The 19,544-nt window shown below is 61.3% G+C and carries 16 protein-coding genes and 1 pseudogene; 6 read left to right on the forward strand and 11 right to left on the reverse strand.

Going from position 1 to position 19,544, the window contains the following annotated elements; all coding sequences use genetic code 11:
* Positions 1-6: 6 nt before the first annotated feature.
* Entirely contained in the window at positions 7-1,293 is a 1,287-nt protein-coding gene (locus AC1DVF_RS15150; protein ID WP_099758654.1) for a VRR-NUC domain-containing protein, read from the reverse strand.
* A 3-nt stretch (positions 1,294-1,296) separates the two neighbouring features.
* Positions 1,297-3,540, reverse strand: coding sequence for a type VI secretion system Vgr family protein (locus AC1DVF_RS15155; RefSeq protein WP_477782707.1), 2,244 nt, complete (start codon positions 3,538-3,540; stop codon positions 1,297-1,299).
* Between the two features lie 130 nt (positions 3,541-3,670).
* Between AC1DVF_RS15155 and AC1DVF_RS15160 the strand changes: the two genes are divergently transcribed.
* Together AC1DVF_RS15160 and AC1DVF_RS15165 are read left to right on the forward strand one after the other, a co-directional pair.
* Positions 3,671-4,882: a helix-turn-helix domain-containing protein gene (locus AC1DVF_RS15160; RefSeq protein ID WP_460127991.1), complete on the forward strand. Its 1,212-nt coding sequence runs from the start codon at positions 3,671-3,673 to the stop codon at positions 4,880-4,882.
* 31 nt (positions 4,883-4,913) lie between these two features.
* Positions 4,914-5,546 carry a Vgb family protein gene (locus AC1DVF_RS15165; protein WP_460127994.1) on the forward strand — a complete coding sequence of 211 codons (633 nt, stop codon included), beginning with the start codon at positions 4,914-4,916 and terminating at the stop codon, positions 5,544-5,546.
* A 122-nt stretch (positions 5,547-5,668) separates the two neighbouring features.
* On the opposite strand, the gene AC1DVF_RS15170 is transcribed toward AC1DVF_RS15165, so the two are convergent.
* The 6 genes from AC1DVF_RS15170 to AC1DVF_RS15195 all read right to left on the reverse strand — a co-directional run bounded on the left by AC1DVF_RS15170 (position 5,669) and on the right by AC1DVF_RS15195 (position 12,240).
* The gene (locus AC1DVF_RS15170) at positions 5,669-5,860 is read right to left on the reverse strand and encodes a hypothetical protein (protein ID WP_077572215.1); all 192 of its coding nucleotides are present in this window, start codon (positions 5,858-5,860) and stop codon (positions 5,669-5,671) included.
* Between the two features lie 215 nt (positions 5,861-6,075).
* On the reverse strand, positions 6,076-7,464 hold the full coding sequence (locus AC1DVF_RS15175) for an amidohydrolase family protein (protein ID WP_477782708.1): 1,389 nt from the start codon (positions 7,462-7,464) through the stop codon (positions 6,076-6,078).
* Between the two features lie 13 nt (positions 7,465-7,477).
* On the reverse strand, positions 7,478-8,845 hold the full coding sequence (locus AC1DVF_RS15180) for a nucleobase:cation symporter-2 family protein (protein ID WP_093438891.1): 1,368 nt from the start codon (positions 8,843-8,845) through the stop codon (positions 7,478-7,480).
* A 251-nt stretch (positions 8,846-9,096) separates the two neighbouring features.
* Positions 9,097-10,140, reverse strand: coding sequence for a CobW family GTP-binding protein (locus AC1DVF_RS15185; RefSeq protein WP_099758659.1), 1,044 nt, complete (start codon positions 10,138-10,140; stop codon positions 9,097-9,099).
* Positions 10,141-10,228: 88 nt separating this feature from the next.
* Complete coding sequence (locus AC1DVF_RS15190) at positions 10,229-10,858, reverse strand: UbiX family flavin prenyltransferase (RefSeq protein WP_460090509.1); 630 nt, start codon at positions 10,856-10,858, stop codon at positions 10,229-10,231.
* A complete protein-coding gene (locus tag AC1DVF_RS15195; protein WP_460128006.1) occupies positions 10,855-12,240 on the reverse strand; it encodes a UbiD family decarboxylase in 1,386 nt (461 codons plus the stop codon). Before AC1DVF_RS15195 ends, AC1DVF_RS15190 begins: the two co-directional genes overlap by 4 nt.
* 122 nt (positions 12,241-12,362) lie before the next feature.
* Here AC1DVF_RS15195 and AC1DVF_RS15200 point away from each other — a divergent pair.
* Positions 12,363-12,473, forward strand: a pseudogene (locus tag AC1DVF_RS15200) (metal ABC transporter ATP-binding protein); the annotation flags it as partial.
* Between the two features lie 10 nt (positions 12,474-12,483).
* On the opposite strand, the gene AC1DVF_RS15205 reads toward AC1DVF_RS15200, so the two are convergent.
* From AC1DVF_RS15205 to AC1DVF_RS15215, 3 genes are all read right to left on the reverse strand, one after another.
* Positions 12,484-13,389, reverse strand: a complete 906-nt coding sequence (locus AC1DVF_RS15205; protein WP_003224037.1) for an amidohydrolase family protein — start codon at positions 13,387-13,389, stop codon at positions 12,484-12,486.
* A gap of 4 nt (positions 13,390-13,393) precedes the next feature.
* Positions 13,394-14,323, reverse strand: a complete 930-nt coding sequence (locus tag AC1DVF_RS15210) for an amidohydrolase family protein (protein ID WP_186624867.1) — start codon at positions 14,321-14,323, stop codon at positions 13,394-13,396.
* A gap of 442 nt (positions 14,324-14,765) precedes the next feature.
* Positions 14,766-15,704 (reverse strand): LysR substrate-binding domain-containing protein, encoded by a 939-nt coding sequence (locus AC1DVF_RS15215; protein WP_477782709.1) that lies wholly within the window; start codon positions 15,702-15,704, stop codon positions 14,766-14,768.
* Between the two features lie 118 nt (positions 15,705-15,822).
* On the opposite strand from AC1DVF_RS15215, the gene AC1DVF_RS15220 reads away from it, so the two are divergent.
* The 3 genes from AC1DVF_RS15220 to AC1DVF_RS15230 are packed head-to-tail and all read left to right on the forward strand — an operon-like array spanning position 15,823 to position 19,400.
* Positions 15,823-16,287, forward strand: coding sequence for a (2Fe-2S)-binding protein (locus tag AC1DVF_RS15220; RefSeq protein WP_095047473.1), 465 nt, complete (start codon positions 15,823-15,825; stop codon positions 16,285-16,287).
* Positions 16,287-18,500 carry a xanthine dehydrogenase family protein molybdopterin-binding subunit gene (locus AC1DVF_RS15225; RefSeq protein ID WP_477782710.1) on the forward strand — a complete coding sequence of 738 codons (2,214 nt, stop codon included), beginning with the start codon at positions 16,287-16,289 and terminating at the stop codon, positions 18,498-18,500. The genes AC1DVF_RS15220 and AC1DVF_RS15225 overlap by 1 nt, the downstream gene beginning before the upstream one ends.
* Before the next feature lie 6 nt (positions 18,501-18,506).
* Positions 18,507-19,400 carry a LysR substrate-binding domain-containing protein gene (locus AC1DVF_RS15230; RefSeq protein WP_093438857.1) on the forward strand — a complete coding sequence of 298 codons (894 nt, stop codon included), beginning with the start codon at positions 18,507-18,509 and terminating at the stop codon, positions 19,398-19,400.
* Positions 19,401-19,544: the final 144 nt, after the last annotated feature.

Genomic DNA, 19,544 nt, shown 5'->3' on the forward strand with positions numbered 1-19,544 from the left:
CTTTTATCAGGCTGTCGCCGCAGCAGTGATAGCAGCGCCGCCCAAAATGGTGACCAGCACGGCCCATGAAAGCTGAGCCAGTCGAACGATAACCAAAATTGCTGCGACGATAGCAGCAGGCACACCGGCAGCAACCAGTGCCGCTCCAATAGCAAAAGCCACCACAACGGTGGCAACGACTGTTCCTACGTCAATCAATACTTGCATCCAGTCGATTTCCTTGAGCTTTTCCAAGGTCAGGTCGGTGAAATGCTGAATTTCCTTCCACGCAGCCCTGAGTTGCTCATCCGTCCAGCGAACGATCTTCGCACCTGTTTCACTGACCCATTCCCAGGCTTTTTGAGACTCACGTCTAATCCATTGACCCTTGATTCCGAGCCACGTAGCGGCGTCTTCGAGGTGTTGTTGCATTTCTTGCGATAGCCTTCGAATGCCCTGAGCACCTTGCTCCAAGAGCCCTTCAACGGCCTCTTGAAGTTGCGTCCAGCTTTCGACCCGCGCCGGTCTGGGTGTCGCTGTTGGGCCGTACGCGGGAACAGGTACCGGAGCGGGTCTTGGGGCTTGCCCCGGGCCTCCGGCCGGGGGCAGCAAAACAGGCCATTGCTGTGGGTTGAACTCACCAGTCGGCTTATGTTGTCTGTTGTATTCGCGGTCGCGTTCACGCTCGCCGTCATCTCGACAATCATTGATTTCGAGTACAGAAAAACGGTTTGGGCCACCTGCTATATCCAGATAAGCCTCTCGCTGTGCCATACCGAGGACGTCCCCGGGAAACTTCACTTCCACTAGCCTCTCCAGATTATCCGGGTGCGCAACACCTTGATGATCCGTTCCAGCTTGTCCCGGCCAACGTAAGCTGCGTGTCTTGACGATGATAACGTCGGGACGCCGTAATAATCCTTTGACTGAACCTTTAGGGAATGGAAAGAGTGAATGGCGTCGCGTGGGATCTGGCTTCACGTCATCGCCCAGCCATGAGGAACTCAGGAATGGTTTGGGGGGGAGGGACGACATGTCGAAGCAGACTTCAGCTTTGTAATCCCATTTGAAATCCCAGCGGTATTCATCTGCCCGAATCAATCCACTCATTACCAGCTGTTTAAGCTCCATGCCGGTGAAGTCACCATCTTTGGCTTTTTTTATCGTTAATCTGGGAAACCGCGATGCGTAATTGGCTTTTTCCATCAGATAAGGTTTGTTATCAGGATTGGGCAGCGGTGCTTGTTTGACCGTACCTTCGATACTGGTGTTCGTGCAGCCTTGTGGCGTTTGAGGTGGTTGCATGACCGGCATGATTCAGCCCTCCGAGTTGGCGTTTTTGAAGTCCAGGGTCATTTCCTTGGGTGCGCTTTCCCCGGCCCTGATCAACGGTTCTTCAGGCTCGGGTTTGCGAACAGGTGTCAGCAGTTCGACCTCTGCCGGGCTGCTGCTGAGTGCCTGAAAGGTTTTTCCTTCTTCGTTGGTATAACCGGCAATTCGGGTGCCATCAGCGAGCTTCAACGTATATGGGGTGCCCACCAGAGGTTCACCGGTTTTCTCATCCAGCAACAGGTAGCGCGCCTTGTGACTGCGCGGCGCGCTGTCAGGCAATTGGCCGAATTTATCGGTGTCAACTGCGCCGGGAGTCAACGGCACCAAAATCCCGATGCCGCTGCCCACCCCAGGCGAGCCGCCAGTGTTGACCTTCACCTCGGCGCCGCTGATGGTTACGCCACCAGCGTCGACTTTCACGAAATTGCCGCCAGCCTTGGCCGTGAGCTCCATTGCGCCTTCGACCACAACCTTCTGGCCGGCGTAGTAATGGATTTCTGACCCAGCCTCAACAAACTGCGCAGTCCCCACCTTCAGATGCTGCGTCACACCCACCGTCAGGTGATCATCCGCACGCATTTCGCTAACCCGATCCAGATGCGTAATCCGGTGTTCTTCAACTTTGAACTCACTCAGCGTGTTGGCTTCAACGGTGTCGTGCCGTTCGTTACCGACGCGAATCTTCTGATCGTGCTCGATGTTCTCATCCCAGTCGCGCTGGGCGTGGATGTAGATCTGCTCGACGCCTTTCTTGTCTTCGATGCGGAATTCGTTGTAGCCCTTGCCGCCCGGTGAACTCAGGGTCTTGAAGGTGCTGCGGGTCTTGTTGGCCGGCAGGTCGTAGGGGACGACGTTTTCCTTGTGGTACAGGCAACCGGTGACCAATGGCTGGTCGGGATCGCCTTCGAAGAAGGTGACGAGGACTTCCATGCCAATGCGCGGGATGGCGATGCCGCCGTAGGCTGCGCCGGCCCAGCCGCTGGCGACGCGCATCCAGCAGGTGGTTTTGTCGTTGGACTGGCCGTCGCGGTCCCAGTGGAATTGCACTTTGATGCGGCCGTATTGGTCGCAGTGGATTTCTTCGCCTGCCGGGCCGGTGACGACGGCGGTCTGGCTGCCGAGGACTTTCGGTTTCGGGTGCTCGAGGGCAGGGCGGTAGTGCGCGTCCCACGGGGTGGCGAGGAAGCTGTTGCGGTAGCCCTGGTGGAAATCGCTTTTGTGGTCGGTGACGTCGCTGGTGACGTTTTCGCCGAGTACTTGCGGTTGTTTGCCTTCGTGGAAGACTTCCAGCAGCAGCCACAGGTCGTTCCATTCGGCGCGCGGGTGTTCGGCGAGGGTGAGGAAGTGGCCGCTGGTGAGGGTTGGTTCGTCACCTTTGCCTTCGGCGAGTTTGTAGTCGCTGCGATGGCGTTCCAGCGCGCGGGTGGAAAGGAATTTGCCGCGCTCGCGGGTGGTGAAGCGGCCGGGGTAGTCGTAGTCCTCAAGGTCCGGGGCGAACTCGGTTTTGACCGCGCCTTCGGGGAGGATCTTCGGTTTCTCGAAGTCGTAATCGCGGCGGCTGACGCGGGTGGTGCGGGTTTCCAGRCGCAGGTTRAARCGCTTGATCACCGGTTTGTCGGCGGCCATGCCGGAGTCTTGCTGGTAGCTCACCGGTTTCAGTTTGCGGAACACSGTCTGGTCRTCGCCGAACACCAGTTTGTGGCCGCTGCTGCTGTGCTGGAAGTGGAAGTGAATGCCTTCTTCYTCGCACAGGCGCTGGATGAAATGCAGGTCGGATTCGTCGTACTGCACGCAGTAGTCGCGTTCCGGGTATTCGGCGCCGAGCTGGAAGCTGTAGGCGTCGGCAAGAATGCCGCGATCTTCCAGCACCTGAGCGATGATCTTCGGCACGGTCAGTTGCTGGAAAATCTGCTGATCGTGGTTATGCCGCAGGTAGGCCAGTTGTGGCACCAGGCTGAGGCTGTAACGGGTCAGGGTTTTGCCGGAGTCGCCTTGCTCGATGCGATAGACCAGACCGTGGATCTTGCCTTCGCCGGTCGGACCGAAAGTCAGGACGCCGGGCTTGTGCAGCAGCTCTTCGAGATTGAGGTCGGGGCGGGCGCTGACGAGTTCGAGGTCGAAACGGAACGGTTGGTTGAGGGCTTCGCTACCGGTGAAGCTGAGGACTTGCAGGTCGGCGTTGGCGCCTTCGACAGTGAAGGTAATGTGGCTAGCGTTTGCATCCAGCATGCTCGACTCCATCCATTGGAAAAGCTGTGCCGATGTTGCAACAACTGAAACAGCCGATCAAGCGTCCAAACGCGCCATAATCAGCGATCAGACTCAGCTCACGATTCAGCCACCGAGGGACGGACGAGCCATGGATTCGCTGATCAACGCCGCCGGCCGCGCGCTGTCTGCTGGTGACCCGCTAGGCGCGTTGAACTACGTCGCTCTGCGTGAGGATCCGCCGGCGCTGGCCCTGCGCGCAATTGCCATGGCTCAGCTCGGTGATCTGCCCCGCGCCAAGGCGTTGTTGCAACGGGCGATAAAGGCGTTCGGCAGCAATGAACCGCTGTCGCGGGCGCGTTGTGTGGTCGCCGAGGCCGAGGTGGCGCTGGCAGCGCGGGATCTGGGCTGGCCGGTGAAGGCGCTGGAGGCGGCGCGGCGCGTCTTGCAGGAGCACGGTGACGGCGTGAACGCGGCGCACGCGCGCTATTTGCAGATTCGCCGGTTGCTGTTGATCGGCGAACTGGATGAGGCCGAAACGTTGCTGGGTGAAACTGACCCGGCGCCGTTGCCGCCGGCGCTGCGTACTGCTCATGAGTTGATCGCCGCCGGAATCGCCGTGCGTCGGGTCCAGGCACACAAGGCCAGTGCGGCGCTGGCTCGGGCGCAGGCTGCGGCGCAACAGGCCGGGATCACCGCACTGAGCGCCGAGGTCGATCACGCCAGTCACATGCTCGCTGCGCCGGCAGCGCGGCTGATCGTTGCCGGTCAGGCGCAACGGGTGAATCTGGCGCAGGTTGAAGCTTTGTTCAACTCGTCGACACTGATCGTCGATGCCTGCCGATACAGCGTGCGCGGTGCCGGCATGACGGTGGCGCTGGCCACGCGGCCGGTGCTGTTCAATCTTGCTCGATTACTTGCGCAAGCCTGGCCGGACGATGTGGCGCGCGAAACGCTGTTCGCCAAGGCTTTTCGTTTGCCCCTCACGGATGAATCGCACCGTGCTCGCCTGCGGGTCGAAATTGGCCGCTTGCGTGCGGCACTGAAGCCACTGGCGAATATCGCCGCAACGCCAAGGGGCTTTGCGCTGGTGGCCGAGGACGTGGCGTTGCTGACGTTGCCGGTTGAAGACAAATACGCGGCGTTGCTGGCCTTGCTTGCCGACGGCGAGGCCTGGTCGAGTTCAGCGCTGGCATTGGCTTTGGGCAACAGCCAGCGCCAAGTGCAACGCGCCTTGGAGGCTCTGGCGCGGGCGGACAAAGTGCAGGCGTTCGGTGTCGGCCGGGCGCGGCGTTGGATGACGCCACCGCTACCGGGTTTCGCGACGATCTTGTTACTCCCGGTGTCACTGGGCAATGGCTAGGCTGGAGCCACACATCCACGAGGAAGTTGCCATGAAACACTCAAATGCAGAAGTCCTTCGCGAGTACGGTCCTTTTGATGACATCAAAGGCATTCACGGCGTGACATTCGATGGCCAGCAGGTCTGGTTCGCCAGCGACGGCCAGCTCAATGCACTGGATCCGGCCAGTGGCGAAACCGTGCGCACGATCAAGGTTGGCGCCGACGGCGGCACTGCGTTCGACGGCCAGCACCTGTACCAGATTGCCGACCGCCGCATCCACAAGATCGATCCGGCCACGGGGCGCGTGCTCCACACCATCCCGGCCCCGGGGAATGGCGGCGACTCAGGCATGGCCTGGGCGGATGGCTCGTTATGGGTCGGGCAGTATCGCGAGCGCAAGATTCATCAGATTGATCCGCAGACCGGCGAGATCCTGCGTACGTTGGAGTCGAACCGGTTTGTCACCGGGGTGACCTGGGTGGAGGGTGCGTTGTGGCATGGCACTTGGGAGGATGATGAGAGTGAGCTGCGGCGGATCGATTCGCAGGATGGCAAGGTTATCGAGTCGCTGAAGATGCCAAAGGGCTCGGGTGTTTCGGGGCTGGAGGCCGACGGAGCTGATCGCTTCTATTGCGGCGGCGGAGACACTGGGCGGGTGAGGGCGGTGCGTCGGCCCAAATGATGGAGACGCCTACACGGGCCTCTTCGCGAGCAGGCTCGCTCCCACAGTGATTGCGGATGAACACAAATTTTGTGAGCAACCCTAAACCCTGTGGGAGCGAGCCTGCTCGCGAAAGCGCAGTGTCAGGCACCGCTGTTTCGACGACGTTCAATACCCTCCGGGCCGCCGATGTCCAGCAACCTCCTTTCCAGCAGGACGTTCTCAAGTGCCTGACGCTCGACCGGCGCCATTTGGTGTTCACGCTTTTTCAGCTCCAGCAGAATCGGGCTGGACCAGGTGCGATAGGTCTGTTCGATGTTGCGACGCGACGTCATCAGTCTCTCCTTGAAAAAGAGCCCTGTATTGCGGGCAGGGGCTCTGTCCGATGAGGTAATAACGTTAGTCGAGAAAGCCGAAAGTCGCGAATGCGACGGCTTTATGTGGGAGCGAGCCTGCTCGCGAAAGCGTTGGATCAGTCAATGTTGCAGTGGCTGACAATATGCCTTCGCGAGCAGGCTCGCTCCCACATTGAAGTTGTGGTGGATTGGAATCAGTCGTCGACGTTCATCAGTTGCTGCACACCTTCCCATGCTTCGGCGCGCATGCGTTCGATGTCCAGGCCCGGAATCACGCCGTTCTCCACGACCACGCGGCCGCCGACCAAACTGTATTTCACCGTAATCGGTTCACCCGCTACCACGGGCGCGACAGCGCTGTCGTGGAAGCCATAGAAGCGTGGATGGTCGAGGCTGTAGATCACCAGATCCGCCGCCTGACCGACTTCAAGTGTGCCAACGGCGCCGAGGCCCAGCACTTGCGCGCCGCCCGCCGTGCCCCAGTGAATGACATCTTCCACCGTGGTCGCCGAGGCGCCTTGTTCTGCGCGGTGGATCAGCCATGCAGTGTTGGCTTCGCCAACCATGCTTCCGGACTCGTTCGAGGCTACGCCATCCACTCCCAGGGAAATCGGCACGCCGGCCTCATACATCTGCGGCACAGGCGCCACGCCGCTGCCCAGCCGAGCGTTACTCACCGGGCAGTGGGAGACGCCGGTGCCGGTCTGCGCGAGCATGCGGATTTCACCGGGTTGTAGATGCACGGCATGGGCGAACCAGACGTCCGGGCCGAGCCATTCGTGCTCGGCGACGAATTCCACCGGCAGGCAGTTGTACTTGTCGCGGCAGAAATTCACGTAGTTTTGCGTTTCCGATAAGTGCGTGTGCAGGCGTAAGCCGAGGCCACGAGCGGTGTGGGCGAGTTCGCGCAGCAGCGTCGGCGGCAGCGAGAACGTTGGCGTGGTCGGGGCGACCACCACGCGGCGCATCGCGTCCGGGGTGTCCTGGTGGTACCGCGATTTCAACCGTTCGATATCGCCGACCATTTGCTCAAGGCTTTCCGGTTGCAGCGCGGTTTTCGAGAAGCCCGGATGGGCGCTCGCCGACTCCAGCGCGCCGCCACGGCACAGGACAAGGCGCAGGCCAAACTCATCCGCCAGATCGAACAGCAGATCACCGGTCTCGGTGCTGCCGTGGGCGTGGTAGAGATAATGGTGATCGGCGCAGGTGGTGACGCCGGACAGCAGCAATTCGACCATGCCCAACCGCGCGGCGATCCGCGCCAGTTGCGGGGTAAAGCGGTTGAGGCGCGGGTAGGGCACGCTCGCCAGCCAGCCTTGCAGATCCTGATTCAGGCCTTCGGGCACGGCTTTGAGCAGGTTCTGGAACAGGTGATGGTGGGTGTTGATCCAGCCCGGGTAGACCACGCAGTTGCGCGCGTCGATCACCCGTTCGCCGGGTTGTGGTTCAAGGTTCGCGGCCATTTCGGCGATGCGCCCGTTGACCACGCGGATGTCCACGGCGCCGGCCCGCGCGCGGGGGCCGCGCAGGCCGGTCATCACCGCAACCGGGTTCTTGATCAGGATGTTCTGAAGTCGAGTCATGGGCAGCTCCAAACTAAAGGATGTGCGAGGCGGATTTGCTGGCGGTGGTTTCCGCCACGCTGACGCCATTCAGCGCGGCGTTGAGCAGCACCGACACCAGGCAGGCGATGACCACGCTGCTGTGCAGGAACGGCTGCGACCACTCGGGAAGTTGTTTGAACAGGGTTGGCGCGAGCACCGGTACCAGCGCGGCGGCGATGGTGAAACCGACGATCAGCACGTTGTAGCGATTGCGCTCGTAGTCGACTTTGGCGAGGGTCTGAATGCCCGCCGCCGCGACCACGCCGAACATCGCAATGCCAGCGCCACCGAGGGCAGCGGTCGGCATCGAGGCGATGATTGCGCCGGCCTTCGGCACCAGGGCAATCGAGCACATCAGCAGGCCGCTGACTGCGACCACCCAACGGCTGCGCACGCCGGTCAGAATCACCAGGCCGACGTTTTCCATGAAGGCGATAAAGGGAAACGCGGCGAACATCCCGGCGATGGTGCTGGCCAGGCCGTTGGCGCGCAGGCCGTTGATCACCTGTTTGTCTTCCACCGGTTTTTCAACGATGTCGCCGATGGCCACGAACAGCCCCATCGACTCGACCATCTGCACGATCATCACCACCACCATGGTCGCGATGGGGATCAGGCTGAAAGTCGGCAGACCGAAATAGAACGGGTAGGGTACGGTCAGCCACGGCGCTTCTTCGACGCTGTGAAAACTGCCCATGCCGAGGCCATACGCGAGGCCTGCACCGATCAGCATGCCGATCAACACCGCCATGTTGCGCAGTAGCGGGCTGCCGTAGCGGTTGACCAGTAGAATCGTCAGCAACACCACCACCGCCACGCCGAGAAACGCCGGCGCGCCGAAGTTGCTCGCGTTGCGCCCGCCGCCGACCCATTCATAGGCAATCGGGAACAGCTGCAAGCCGATCACGGTGACGATGCAACCGGTCACCACCGGCGGAAAAAATCGCCGCAATCGACCCACGAACGGCGCCATCAGCATGGTGAACAACCCGGCTCCGATCACCGCCCCGCAGACTCCGGCAAAGCCCACCTCCGGGTTGCTGCCGATGGCGATCACCGGGCCGACGCTACTGAACGCCACGCCTTGCAGAATTGGCAGGCGCACGCCGAATTTCCAGAAACCAACGGTTTGCAACAGGGTGGCGATGCCCGAGCAGAACAGCGTGGTGCTGATCAGCACCACCGTGTCGGCATGAGACATTTTCAGGGCACTGGCGACAATCAACGGCACGGCGATGGCGCCGATGTACGACACGGCCATGTGTTGCAGGCCGAGGGTAAGCATCTGTCGCACCGGTAAAATGCGGTCGACGGGATGCACGGTGGCGGCGGATTGCGTTGGAGATGGGGCTGACGACATGGGGAAACACCTCTGGCTGTTTTTATGCGGTAGAGAGGGGTATTCGTCTGATGCTGATCAGCTCAAGGACACAGTGGAACCCTGTGAGAGCGAGCTTGCTCGCGAAGGCGATATGTCAGTCAACTGAGAGGTTGAATGTGACGGCCTCTTCGCGAGCAAGCTCGCTCCCACAGGGACTTGTGCAGCCCCAAGTGGCGAACATCAGTCATTCGTGCTGCGAAGCCGCCATCCACCGGCTCCGATGCCTTGTTTCAGCCTGCCAGGCAGGCGGCGAAGCCCTGGTTCAGCGCCGCGCGGTCGAGGTCGCGGCCGATGAATACGATCTTGCTCGAGCGGGGCTCCGTGCCCCACGCGGTCGAGGCGCGGAATTCCACCAGACTGTGCACGCCTTGCAGCACGTAGCGCTGGTCCTCGTTGGCCACCGCCAGCACGCCTTTCATGCGGTACAGATTGTCGGCCTGGGAGGAACGTAGTTCGCTGATCCAGCGGTGGAAGGCCATAAGGTTGACCGCGCCGTCCACGGCGATGCCCACCGATGACACGCTTGGATCGTGTTCGTGATCGGGCGCATCGTGATGATGAGCGTGGTGGTCGTGGTGCTCAGGTTCAGCACCGATTTCCATGAGCTTCTGCGTGCATTCGAAAGCGCCGATGCCGAGGATTTTTGTCAGGTCGATTTGCGCATGGGTCGAGGTCACCAGATCCGCTGTGGCGTTCAAGCCACGGATCTTGCCGCGCAGAACGTCCACCTCGTCGCTGCTGACCAGATCAACCTTGTTGATGACGATCCGGTCGGCGCAGACAATCTGATCCACCGCCTGATTGTCGACGCCATCGAGTTGCAGATCCTCCAGATGCTGAGCGATGTGTTTGGCGTCGACCATGGTGACGATCGCGTCGAGTTCTACTTCTTCGGCGATCGGGTCATTGATGAAGAAGCTCTGCGCCACTGGATACGGATCGGCCAGGCCACTGGTTTCGATGAGGATGTGATCGAGTCGCACCGGCCGCGCCACCAGTTCGCGGACGATGCGCACCAGGTCCTCGCGAACCTCGGCAGTGCAGCACACGCAGCCGTTGACCATCTCGTAGATTTCTTCGGTCTCGGAACTGAGGACGAGGTCGCCGTCGATACCGACTTCGCCGAACTCGTTTTCGATCACGGCGATTTTGCGGCCGTGGTTTTCCTTGAGGATGTAATTGAGCAGGGTGGTTTTACCCGCGCCGAGGAAGCCGGTGAGGATGGTCACGGGGATTTTGGTGTTGCGGGTTGGGGCGTTGAATGGGGTGTTCATGGTGAGGCTCCTTTGATTGACCGGTGCACACTGAATTCGGGTGATGCTGCTTTTCTGTAGGAGTGAGCCTGCTCGCGATGGCGGTGTGTCATTCAGCAGTGATGGCGACTGTTCCAACGCTTTCGCGAGCAAGCTCGCTCCCACAGGATCCCTGGTGTTCTCGCCATCGTTGTGCGGTGCCAGAGTCGAGACCAAACAGGTCGAGCACGCGGCCGAGGCTGTGGTCGACCATTTGCGCCAGGTTCTCCGGGCGGGCATAGAAGGCGGGCACCGGCGGGGCGATGATCCCGCCCATCTCGGTAACGGCAGTCATGTTGCGCAGGTGGGCGAGGGTCAGCGGCGTTTCGCGGGCCATCAACACCAGCGTGCGACGTTCCTTGAGCGTGACGTCGGCGGCGCGGCCGATCAGTCCTGATGACGTGCCGGTGGCGATTTCCGCCAAGGTACGCATCGAACACGGCGCGACGACCATGCCCAGGCAACGAAACGAGCCACTGGCAATTCCGGCAGCGACGTCATCGGCGCGGTGATAATGGCTGGCCAGCGCGGTCACGTCGGCCAATTTGTAGTCGGTTTCGTGGGCCATGGTCAGCAGCGCGGCACGGCTGATGATCAGGTGGCTTTCGATGTTCAGCTCGGCGAGCAGTTGCAGGAGTCGCACGCCATAGATGAAGCCGGACGCGCCGCTGATACCGACCACCATCCGCTGGCGGTTCATGATTCAAGTCCTTTGAGCAGAACCCGCGCACGTTCGAGTACCTCTTGATCGAGCTGCGCCTTGATTCCGTCAAACCCGGAACCGCGAGTTGCATCGAGGCCCATCCGCGAGGTGGTGCCATTCACTGAGGACGATGGATCGAGCGGACTGCCCGGCAAGCCATCAATGGTAAAAATATCCAGATGCGGCTGGAAATGCGTGGCCAGCGCCCACAGCACCTGGCTGTCGTCGCAGATGTCGATGTCGCTGTCCACCGCGATCACGGTTTTCAGGTACGGATCCCAGCCGAGCAGCGCCAGCATGATCTGCCGCGCCTCGCCGTCGCGACTCTGATCCAGCGCCACGTAGCAGTGAAAGTGCGTGCCGGAATTGGGGTAATGCACGGCGGTGACGGCGGGGAAACGCGCTTTCAGTTTCTCGCTCATTTCCGCTTCGCGCGGCAGGCGGGCGAGGGTCAGGTGCTCGGCGTAGCGGCCGCCCATGACGTCGACCAGCCAGGCGTCTTTGCGCTTTAACAGCGTATCCACGCGCAGCACGTTGTTGGTCGAACGATCCGAGGAGTAACCGCTGAACTCACCGAACGGGCCTTCCTCGGCGTATGCCGCCGGGTCGATCGCACCTTCCAGCACGAACTCGGCATACGCCGGCACACCGATGCCGTAGCGTGGGGTTTTCACCAGCTCCAGCGGCGCGCCGAACAGCCCGCCAGCGACGGCACGTTCATCGGCGCCATAAGGCAAGCGCGCAGCAGCGGCGAGCATGAACAACGGATGCGCACCGACGACCATCGCCACGCGCAGTTCTTCGCCACGCTCGCGAGCGGTCTGCAACATCCGCCACAAGTGCCCACGGGAATGCAGGCTGGTCGCAAGCGCTTGCCGGGCGTGGCGCATCGAGCGGTGATAGCTCATGTTGGCGATGCCGGTCAGCGGGTCCTCGGCAATGATGATGGCGTTAGTGATGTATGGGCCGCGATCGCTGGCGAAATGCTTGAGCATCGGCAGCAGCGCCAGGTCCAGCGCTTCGCCTTCGAAGACCTCATCGAGGATCGGACCGCTCTCCACATAGCGTGGTGCGATGGGCTGGTTGGCGCGGGTCTGGAAGGTTTCGTGCAGCTGCGCCGCAGTGACGCCGAACAGCCGGGCAATGCGGGTTCGGGAGGCAAACAGATTGGTCGCCACCGGCACACCGAGGTTGCCGACGTGTTCGCAGATCAGCAGTGGATCGCGACCTTGGGCGGCGAGGGCATCGACCAGGGCGGTGACGTCCTGATCGGCGGAAATCGCTGGGGTGACAGTCAGCACATCGTCCGGGTACTCACGGCGATAGGCGTCGATGAACACGTGAAAGTCCTGAGAATCGCCGAGCGTCGAACGGGTCATGGTGTCACCTCGTAAAAAGCAGGCACGCAGGGTTGAGAGGGCGATCGCGCGGCCAGCCGTTGGCCTGCCGGTCGAGCGAACGCCGGGTCATCCTCGTGCCTGTAAAGTCGCTGTGCTTTTAAATTCTGGCAACGAACCCTGTGGGAGCGAGCTTGCTCGCGAAGGCATTGATTCAGTCACCATCGTTGTTGAATGACACACCGCATTCGCGAGCAAGCTCGCTCCCACAGGTTTTGTGTATGGCTACAGATAGGTGGTGGTCAGGCGTATGTCGGCCTCGACCAGATCCTTGGGCGGTGGCGTCGGTTCGATCCCGCACAACCGGGCGATGTTGTTGCCCAGGTAGTCTTCGAGATGATCCTCATCGATGCCCAGGCCTTGCGGCGCCGGTGAGCACAACACCTCAAGTTCGCGCAGCCACATGCCCGGTTCGTTCGGCGGCGAATCGGTGCCGAACACGATCTTGTTGCGCGGCAGCTCCTTGGCGAATTCGACGATCCGCGACTGGAAGCACCAGCCCGATTCGCAGTACACGTTTGGCGTGTCCATGGCCATCCAGAACGCTTCGAATGAGTAGTTGCCGCCGGTCTGGATACCGAAGTGGCCGATGATGAAATTGACCATCGGAAACTCGCGGATGATCGGGTAGAACATCGTCGGAATCGTGTACGGGCCGTCGCCGGTGTGGATCAGCACGACGATGTTGTACTTGGCGCAGACCTTCATCGCCGGGCGCAACCAGTCGAGTGCGCGATCCGGGCGATAGCCGTGCATGTTGGCGTGCAGCTTGAGCATCTTGAAGCCGTATTCCTTGATGTGGAATTCCAGCTCCGCCGCACCGTTTTCCGGTCCCCAGCGCGGGTTGAAGTTGAAGTTGCCGATGAAGCGGTCCGGGTACTTCACACAGAGTTCGGCGACGTAGGACATGTAGTCGCGCACGCCCTCGCGGCCCCGGCGGTTGCCGTCGCGATAACCGGTGTTGCCCGGTGGCGGCTGGATGAAACCCATGTCGATGCGGCGCGGTTTGCCGTTGATCATGTACGGGCCGTCCATCAACTTGAGCATGCGCTCACCGGTGAACGGTTCGCCGGTGTGGCGCCAGGCCTCGTCGACCAGGTTGGTAGGGTGCAGATGGGTGTCGATGATCATCGGTTCAGCTCCTGGCCAGTTGAGTGGTGACGGGACGCTTGAGTTGCGCCTCTGCTTCGGAAACGGAACGCGGTGGCGGGGTCGGTTCGAGGCCGATCATCCGCGCGGTGTTGTTGCCCAAGTACTCTTCGAGGGTGTCCTCGTCGAGGTTCAGGCCTTGCGGCGGCTCGTGGCAAAGCACTTCGAGCAGGCGCAGCCACATGCCCGGTTCGTTCGGCGGCGTGTCGGTGCCGAAGAGGATCTTGTGCGTCGGCAAGACCTTGGCGAATTCGACGATCCGCGATTGCAGGCACCAGCCGGATTCGCAGTAGACGTTGGGCAATTCCATCGCCCATTGCATCGGTTCGAACACATAGACGCCGCCGGTCTGCACGCCGAAGTGGGCCATGATGAAATTGACGTTGGGAAACTCCTTGATCATCGGCACCCATTCCGACGGGATGCTGTAAGGCCCATCGCCGGTGTGCAGCTTGACCGGAATACCCAGCTCGGCGCATTTCTCGAAGCATGGGCGAACCCAATCGAGGGCACGGTCAGGACGGTAGGCGTGCATGTTGGCCTGCATCTGCACCATGCCGAAACCGTGTTCCTTGACGTAGCGCTCGATCGCCTCGACGCCGTTTTCCACACCGCAGCGCGGGTTGTAGACGAAGCAGCCGATGAAGCGGTCCGGGTAGGTCTGGACCATTTTCAGGGTGTAGGCCATGTAGGCGTCGATGGATTCGCGGCCCGAGAGTTCGCCGTCGGTCCAGGTGTAAATCGTGTTGCCCTGCGGTGGCTGGATGAAGGCTTTGTCGATACGGCGCGGCTTGCCGTTGACCATGTACGGGCCATCCATCATCTCCAGCAGACGCTCGCCGGTGAACGGGTCACCGTCATGCCTCCAGGCGAGGTCCACGAGATCCGTGGGATAGCAGCTGATATCGATGATCATTGCAGTCGATCTCCTGATAGCGGGGAAGGGAGCCTTGCGGCTCTCGGCATCCACGTCCCGGGCAATCGGCCGTTGCTATGCGCAAGACATGCGCATTCCCTCGCCTGTTCGCATCCGGCCCGGGTGGGTGGTTGCTGAGGGCGAGTATTGGAAGACGGGGTTGGGTTCGTACAATATTAATTGGGCGCGGTGGTGATATGCGTTCGATATGGACAGGTCAAAAGCGACCCTCACCCCAGCCCTCTCCCGGAGGGAGAGGGGGCCGACCGAGGTGTCTTTCGCGATGCATCGACCTGAGAAACCGAGGCGATTATGGATTCGGCGAGGCTGGTTCAGGTCGACGATTTTCTGAAGCATTCCCCTGTCAGATGGAATCGATTATGGATTCACAGCAGGAGGTGCACGTCGGTGTCATTCGCCAATATTCCCCGATCGGTCCCCTCTACCTCTGGGCGGTCCGACGTTTCGGGAGGGCTAGGGTGAGGGCAGGGTTCTCAAGCGTACACAGGACTAACTGCCTAACCGCATCAACCACCGGCGCCACACGCTCAGCCTGCCCATGCGGCCACACCGCGTAAAGGTTGTAATGCGCCGCAATCTGCGCCTCGTTCAACGCCACCAATCGCCCACTGCGCAACGCATCAGCCGCCAGTAATCCACGCACCAACCCTGCGCCAACGCCGGCCTCAGCCGCCGCAATCAGATTCGCCGCATTATCAAAAATCACCCGCGCTGACGGTTCGTTTGGTGTCATCCCGGCCGCATCCAGCCATGGAATCCACGACCGCCGCGTATACCCCAATAGCGGCAACTGCAGGATCTGCGCCGGGCTAAGCGGCACTTGCAAACCATAGCGTTCAAGCAACTCTGGCGAAGCCACCGCCAATACCCGATCGCCACAAATCTGCGTCATCTCGCAGTCGTCCCAATCGCCATAGCCATAACGCAACGCCAGATCGACCCGCTCAAACGTACTGCGATCACTGCGCGGCATCGACAGCAGCGTCACTTCGTAATCCGGCAGCTCATCGAGCAGCTGCGGCAGGCGCGGATTGAGCCAGCTCTGCGCCAGTTCACTGTCGACGTCGAGGGTCAGGCGTTGCGCCACGCTGCGGTTTTTCACCGAGGACAAGGCGCGATCAATCTGCGCCAGACCGTCCGACAGCACACTGGCAAACAACTGCCCGGCGTCGGTCAGATTGCTGCCGCCACCCTCACGCACGAACAGCGGCTGGCCGATGAAATCTTCCAGCGCGCGGATCTGCTGACTGATCGCACTGTGCGTGAGGTCGAGCTTACGCGCAGCACTGGAGAAACTGCCGCTGCGCGCCGCGTGGATAAACGCGCTCATGGACTGCACCGACGGGTATCGCTTGTACATGTTGTTAGTCCTGCTTACAGCGGTTGGCAGAAATCGTCGCTGGCCGCGTTTTGCCCGGGGTTCCAATAATCGGTGACCAGGCCCGCACAAAGACGGGCCGCTCTTTTGGAGCCTGACAATGATTGCATTCACGGTTAACGGCGAACGACGCGAGCTGGATGAAGCGTCCTCCTCCATGCCCTTGTTATGGGTACTGCGTGATCAACTGAAACTCACCGGCACCAAGTTCGGTTGCGGCATGGGCCTGTGCGGTGCCTGCACCGTGCACCTGGACGGCGTCGCGGTACGTTCCTGCCAATTGCCGGCGGCCGCCGTCGCGGGCCACCGCATCACCACCATCGAAGGTTTGTCACCGACGCAAAACCACCCGTTGCAACTGGCCTGGATCGCCGAAGATGTGCCGCAATGCGGTTACTGTCAATCCGGGCAGATCATGTCCGCCGCCGCGTTGCTCAACACCGGTGCGGCGGTGACCGACGATTCGATCCGCAACGCGATGTCCGGGAATATCTGCCGCTGCGGCACTTACGGGCGCATCAACAAAGCGATCAAACGCGCGGCGAATGCGCCGAAGGAGGCGTGATGAGCCTTATCGACGTCAGCCGTATAGAATTGCCGCGGCGAGTGTTTCTCAAGCAAGCGGCGACGGTTGCTTCGGGCCTGGCGATTGCCCTTTATCTGCCGGGTGGCATGGCGGCGACTGACCCAAAAGCGCCAGCACCGGCGAGTGAATTCGAGCCGAATGCCTGGGTGCGCATCTTTCCCGACGGCACGGTGAAACTGGTGGTGCACAAGCACGACTCCGGCACCGGCACGCAAACAGCGCTGGCCGCGTGCGTGGCGGAAGAACTGGACGTCAACCCGATGACCGTGCAGGTCATCACCCCAGAAGATCCGTTTTTCGAGACCTACATTCATCCGGTCTGGAAGGTCTTTTCCACTGGCGGCAGCACCAGTGTTTCCCTGGAATACGAGCGCCTGCGCATGGCCGGAGCCATGGCGCGGGCACTACTGATCACGGCAGCCGCCAAGCAGTGGAAAGTCAGCCCTGACAGTTGCACCACCGAAGAAGGTCGGGTCGTTCACATTGCGAACAAACGCAGCCTCGGTTACGGCGAACTGGTCGGCGTCGCGGCGAATCTGCCAGCCCCGACAAACGTCAAGCTGAAGGATCCGGCGCAGTTCAAATACATTGGCAAACTGCGCCACAAACGTGATGCGGCAGCCAAGGTCTGCGGGCAATTCAAGTACAGCATCGACGTGCAACTACCGGACATGCTGGTCGCTGTGATTCAGCGCGCGCCGGTGGTTGGATCGACAGTGCTCAGCGTCGACTCAGCGGCCGCGTTGCAGGTGCCGGGCGTGCGCAAAGTGCTGGCGATTGCGGGGCGCCCTGATGTGCTCGGCGGCAATCAGGAAGGTGTCGCTGTGTTGGCGGATACGTTCTGGGCCGCACAGCAGGGGCGCAATCTGCTGGCGATCAAATGGAGCGATTCGCCCTTGGCCGGGTTCGACAGCGAGCAACTCTCCAGCGCGCAGGTCAAGGCCATCGGCGATCCGCAAGCACAAACCGTCAAAGCCATGGCCCAGGGTGATGTCGCCGGGCAATGGTCAGGCGCGGCGAAGCTGATCGAAGCCGATTACACCATGCCCTACAAGGTGCAAAACCCGCTGGAACCGATCTGCATCACCGCACACGTCAAGGACAAAGCGATCACTTACTGGGGCGGTGTGCAGGTGCCGTCCTCGGCACTGGAAGCGGCGCAAACCGTGTGCGGCATCGACAAGGCCAACGTGACCATTCATGAATTGGTCTCCGGCGGCAGCTTCGGCGCGCGGGAGGCTAAATACTGGTTGTTCGAAGTCGCGTATCTGGCGCAGAAAACCGGCGTGCCGGTGAAACTGCTCAACAGTCGCGAGGACGAAATGCACGCGCTGTTCAATCACCCCGCGACCTTGCATCGAGTCAAAGGCGCGCTCGACGCCCAGGGCAAACTCACCGCGCTGCAACTGCACGCGGTGTCGCCGGCCTCGCCGGAGCAGTGGGAGCCGGGTTACTTCGAACGGCCGGACCATATGGATTACAGCACCACCGAGGCGATCACCGCGTGGGACTTCGCCTATCGACCACCGCACCTGGAACTGAACTGGGTCAAGCATGAAAGCCACGTGCCCAGCGGTTGGTATCGCTCGGTGAGCTTCATCCCCAACGTGTTCGCCGTGGAAAGCTTCATGGATGAGCTGGCCCACGCCGCTGGCGAAGATCCATTGGCGTTCCGGCTGGCCAATATGCAGGAGCGGCCACGACATGTGGCCGTGCTCAAGCAGGCTGCCGAGCGCGCCGGTTGGGGCAAACCGTTGCCGCCGGGCACGGCGCTGGGGATCGCGACCAATCAGGGTTACACCAGTTTTATTGCGGTGGTTGCGCGAGTGGCAACGGTTGATGGCAAGGCCCAGGTCGATAAGCTGACCTGTGTGGTCGATTGCGGTCTGGCGGTTTCGCCGGGCGGTGTCGAGGAACAGATCTACGGCGGTCTGATGTGGGGACTTGGCCATGCGTTGTTCGATCGGCTCGACATCAAACAGGGCCGGGTGGTGCAGAGCAATTTCCACGATTACCGGGTGATGCGCATGTCCGACATGCCGGCCACCGACATCGTCGTGTTGAATGGCGAGCCGAGTAAGCCCGGTGGCGTCGGCGAGTTGGGCAGCCCTTCGGTAGTGCCGGCCATCGCCAATGCCTTGTTCGCGCTGACCGGCGTACGCCAGCGTTCGACGCCGCTGAGTCTGGGGTAAGCCGTCATGGATCTGCGTCTGCTGCGGTACTTCATGGCGTTGGCCGATGAGCTGCATTTCGGTCGCGCCGCCGAACGCCTGCACATCTGCCAGCCGCCGCTGAGCCAGCAGATTCGTTTGCTGGAAGAGGAACTCGGTACGCCGCTGTTCGAGCGCAGCCATCATCGGGTCGAACTCACGGCGGCGGGGCAGATGCTTAAGGAGCAGGCGCCGCTGGTGTTCGAACAGCTTGAGCGGGCGTTGGACCTGACGCGGCAGACCGGGCGCGGACAACTTGGTGAGCTGGAAATCGGCATGATCAGTTCGGTGATGGTCGGCGTGCTGCCCAAGGCCTTGCACCTGTTTCGCCAGCGTTATCCGCAGGTCAACTGGCGTTTGCATGAAATGACCCCGGCGGCGCAGGTCAAGGCGTTGAAGGAGAAACGCATCGACGCTTGCGTGTTTCGCGTCGGCTATGACGATCCGCAGTTGCGCAATGAACTGCTGATCTACGAGCCGATCAACGTGGTGATGCCGGCGGATCATCCGCTGGCTGGCCGCGCGGTGCTGGCGCCGGCGGATCTGGCACAGGAGCCGTTTGTGGCGCTGGAATTGAAGCAGTCGCGGTTCGCCCATTTTCTGTTTCAGTGCTGCATTCAGGCCGGGTTCACGCCGCAGATTCGTCAACAAGTGATCGAGGTGCAGACCTTGCTGAGTCTGGTGCGCGCCGGGTTTGGCGTGGCGCTGTTGCCGGCGTCCATTGAGCAACTGGCCCCGGCGGGGTTGGTGTTCCGGCGCTTGACCCCGGCGTTGCCGGAGGTGCCGCTGTATGCCACCTATCGGGCGGACGATGCTTCGCCGGTGCTCAAGCTGTTTCTCGACACCCTGCGCGAGTTGGTCGAAACCTCAAGCCAACACTGAATCCTGTGGGAGCGAGCTTGCTCGCGAAGGCATAGTGACAGTCGAAAAATGTTTTGAATGAAGTACCGCATTCGCGAGCAAGCTCGCTCCCACAGGGGATTTGCGTTGTTGCAAGAATTTAACGCTGGCACGATCGCAAGCGCG

Source organism: Pseudomonas sp. P4_D7 (assembly GCF_056401755.1).

What these genes read in the sequence shown, in the direction of transcription:
- AC1DVF_RS15150 (WP_099758654.1), bottom strand. Translation starts at nt 1,293, where the DNA reads ATGCCGGTCATGCAACCACCTCAAACGCCACAAGGCTGCACGAACACC.
- AC1DVF_RS15160 (WP_460127991.1), top strand. Translation starts at nt 3,671, where the DNA reads ATGGATTCGCTGATCAACGCCGCCGGCCGCGCGCTGTCTGCTGGTGAC.
- AC1DVF_RS15165 (WP_460127994.1), top strand. Translation starts at nt 4,914, where the DNA reads ATGAAACACTCAAATGCAGAAGTCCTTCGCGAGTACGGTCCTTTTGAT.
- AC1DVF_RS15170 (WP_077572215.1), bottom strand. Translation starts at nt 5,860, where the DNA reads ATGACGTCGCGTCGCAACATCGAACAGACCTATCGCACCTGGTCCAGC.
- AC1DVF_RS15175 (WP_477782708.1), bottom strand. Translation starts at nt 7,464, where the DNA reads ATGACTCGACTTCAGAACATCCTGATCAAGAACCCGGTTGCGGTGATG.
- AC1DVF_RS15180 (WP_093438891.1), bottom strand. Translation starts at nt 8,845, where the DNA reads ATGTCGTCAGCCCCATCTCCAACGCAATCCGCCGCCACCGTGCATCCC.
- AC1DVF_RS15185 (WP_099758659.1), bottom strand. Translation starts at nt 10,140, where the DNA reads ATGAACACCCCATTCAACGCCCCAACCCGCAACACCAAAATCCCCGTG.
- AC1DVF_RS15190 (WP_460090509.1), bottom strand. Translation starts at nt 10,858, where the DNA reads ATGAACCGCCAGCGGATGGTGGTCGGTATCAGCGGCGCGTCCGGCTTC.
- AC1DVF_RS15195 (WP_460128006.1), bottom strand. Translation starts at nt 12,240, where the DNA reads ATGACCCGTTCGACGCTCGGCGATTCTCAGGACTTTCACGTGTTCATC.
- AC1DVF_RS15205 (WP_003224037.1), bottom strand. Translation starts at nt 13,389, where the DNA reads ATGATCATCGACACCCATCTGCACCCTACCAACCTGGTCGACGAGGCC.
- AC1DVF_RS15210 (WP_186624867.1), bottom strand. Translation starts at nt 14,323, where the DNA reads ATGATCATCGATATCAGCTGCTATCCCACGGATCTCGTGGACCTCGCC.
- AC1DVF_RS15215 (WP_477782709.1), bottom strand. Translation starts at nt 15,704, where the DNA reads ATGTACAAGCGATACCCGTCGGTGCAGTCCATGAGCGCGTTTATCCAC.
- AC1DVF_RS15220 (WP_095047473.1), top strand. Translation starts at nt 15,823, where the DNA reads ATGATTGCATTCACGGTTAACGGCGAACGACGCGAGCTGGATGAAGCG.
- AC1DVF_RS15225 (WP_477782710.1), top strand. Translation starts at nt 16,287, where the DNA reads ATGAGCCTTATCGACGTCAGCCGTATAGAATTGCCGCGGCGAGTGTTT.
- AC1DVF_RS15230 (WP_093438857.1), top strand. Translation starts at nt 18,507, where the DNA reads ATGGATCTGCGTCTGCTGCGGTACTTCATGGCGTTGGCCGATGAGCTG.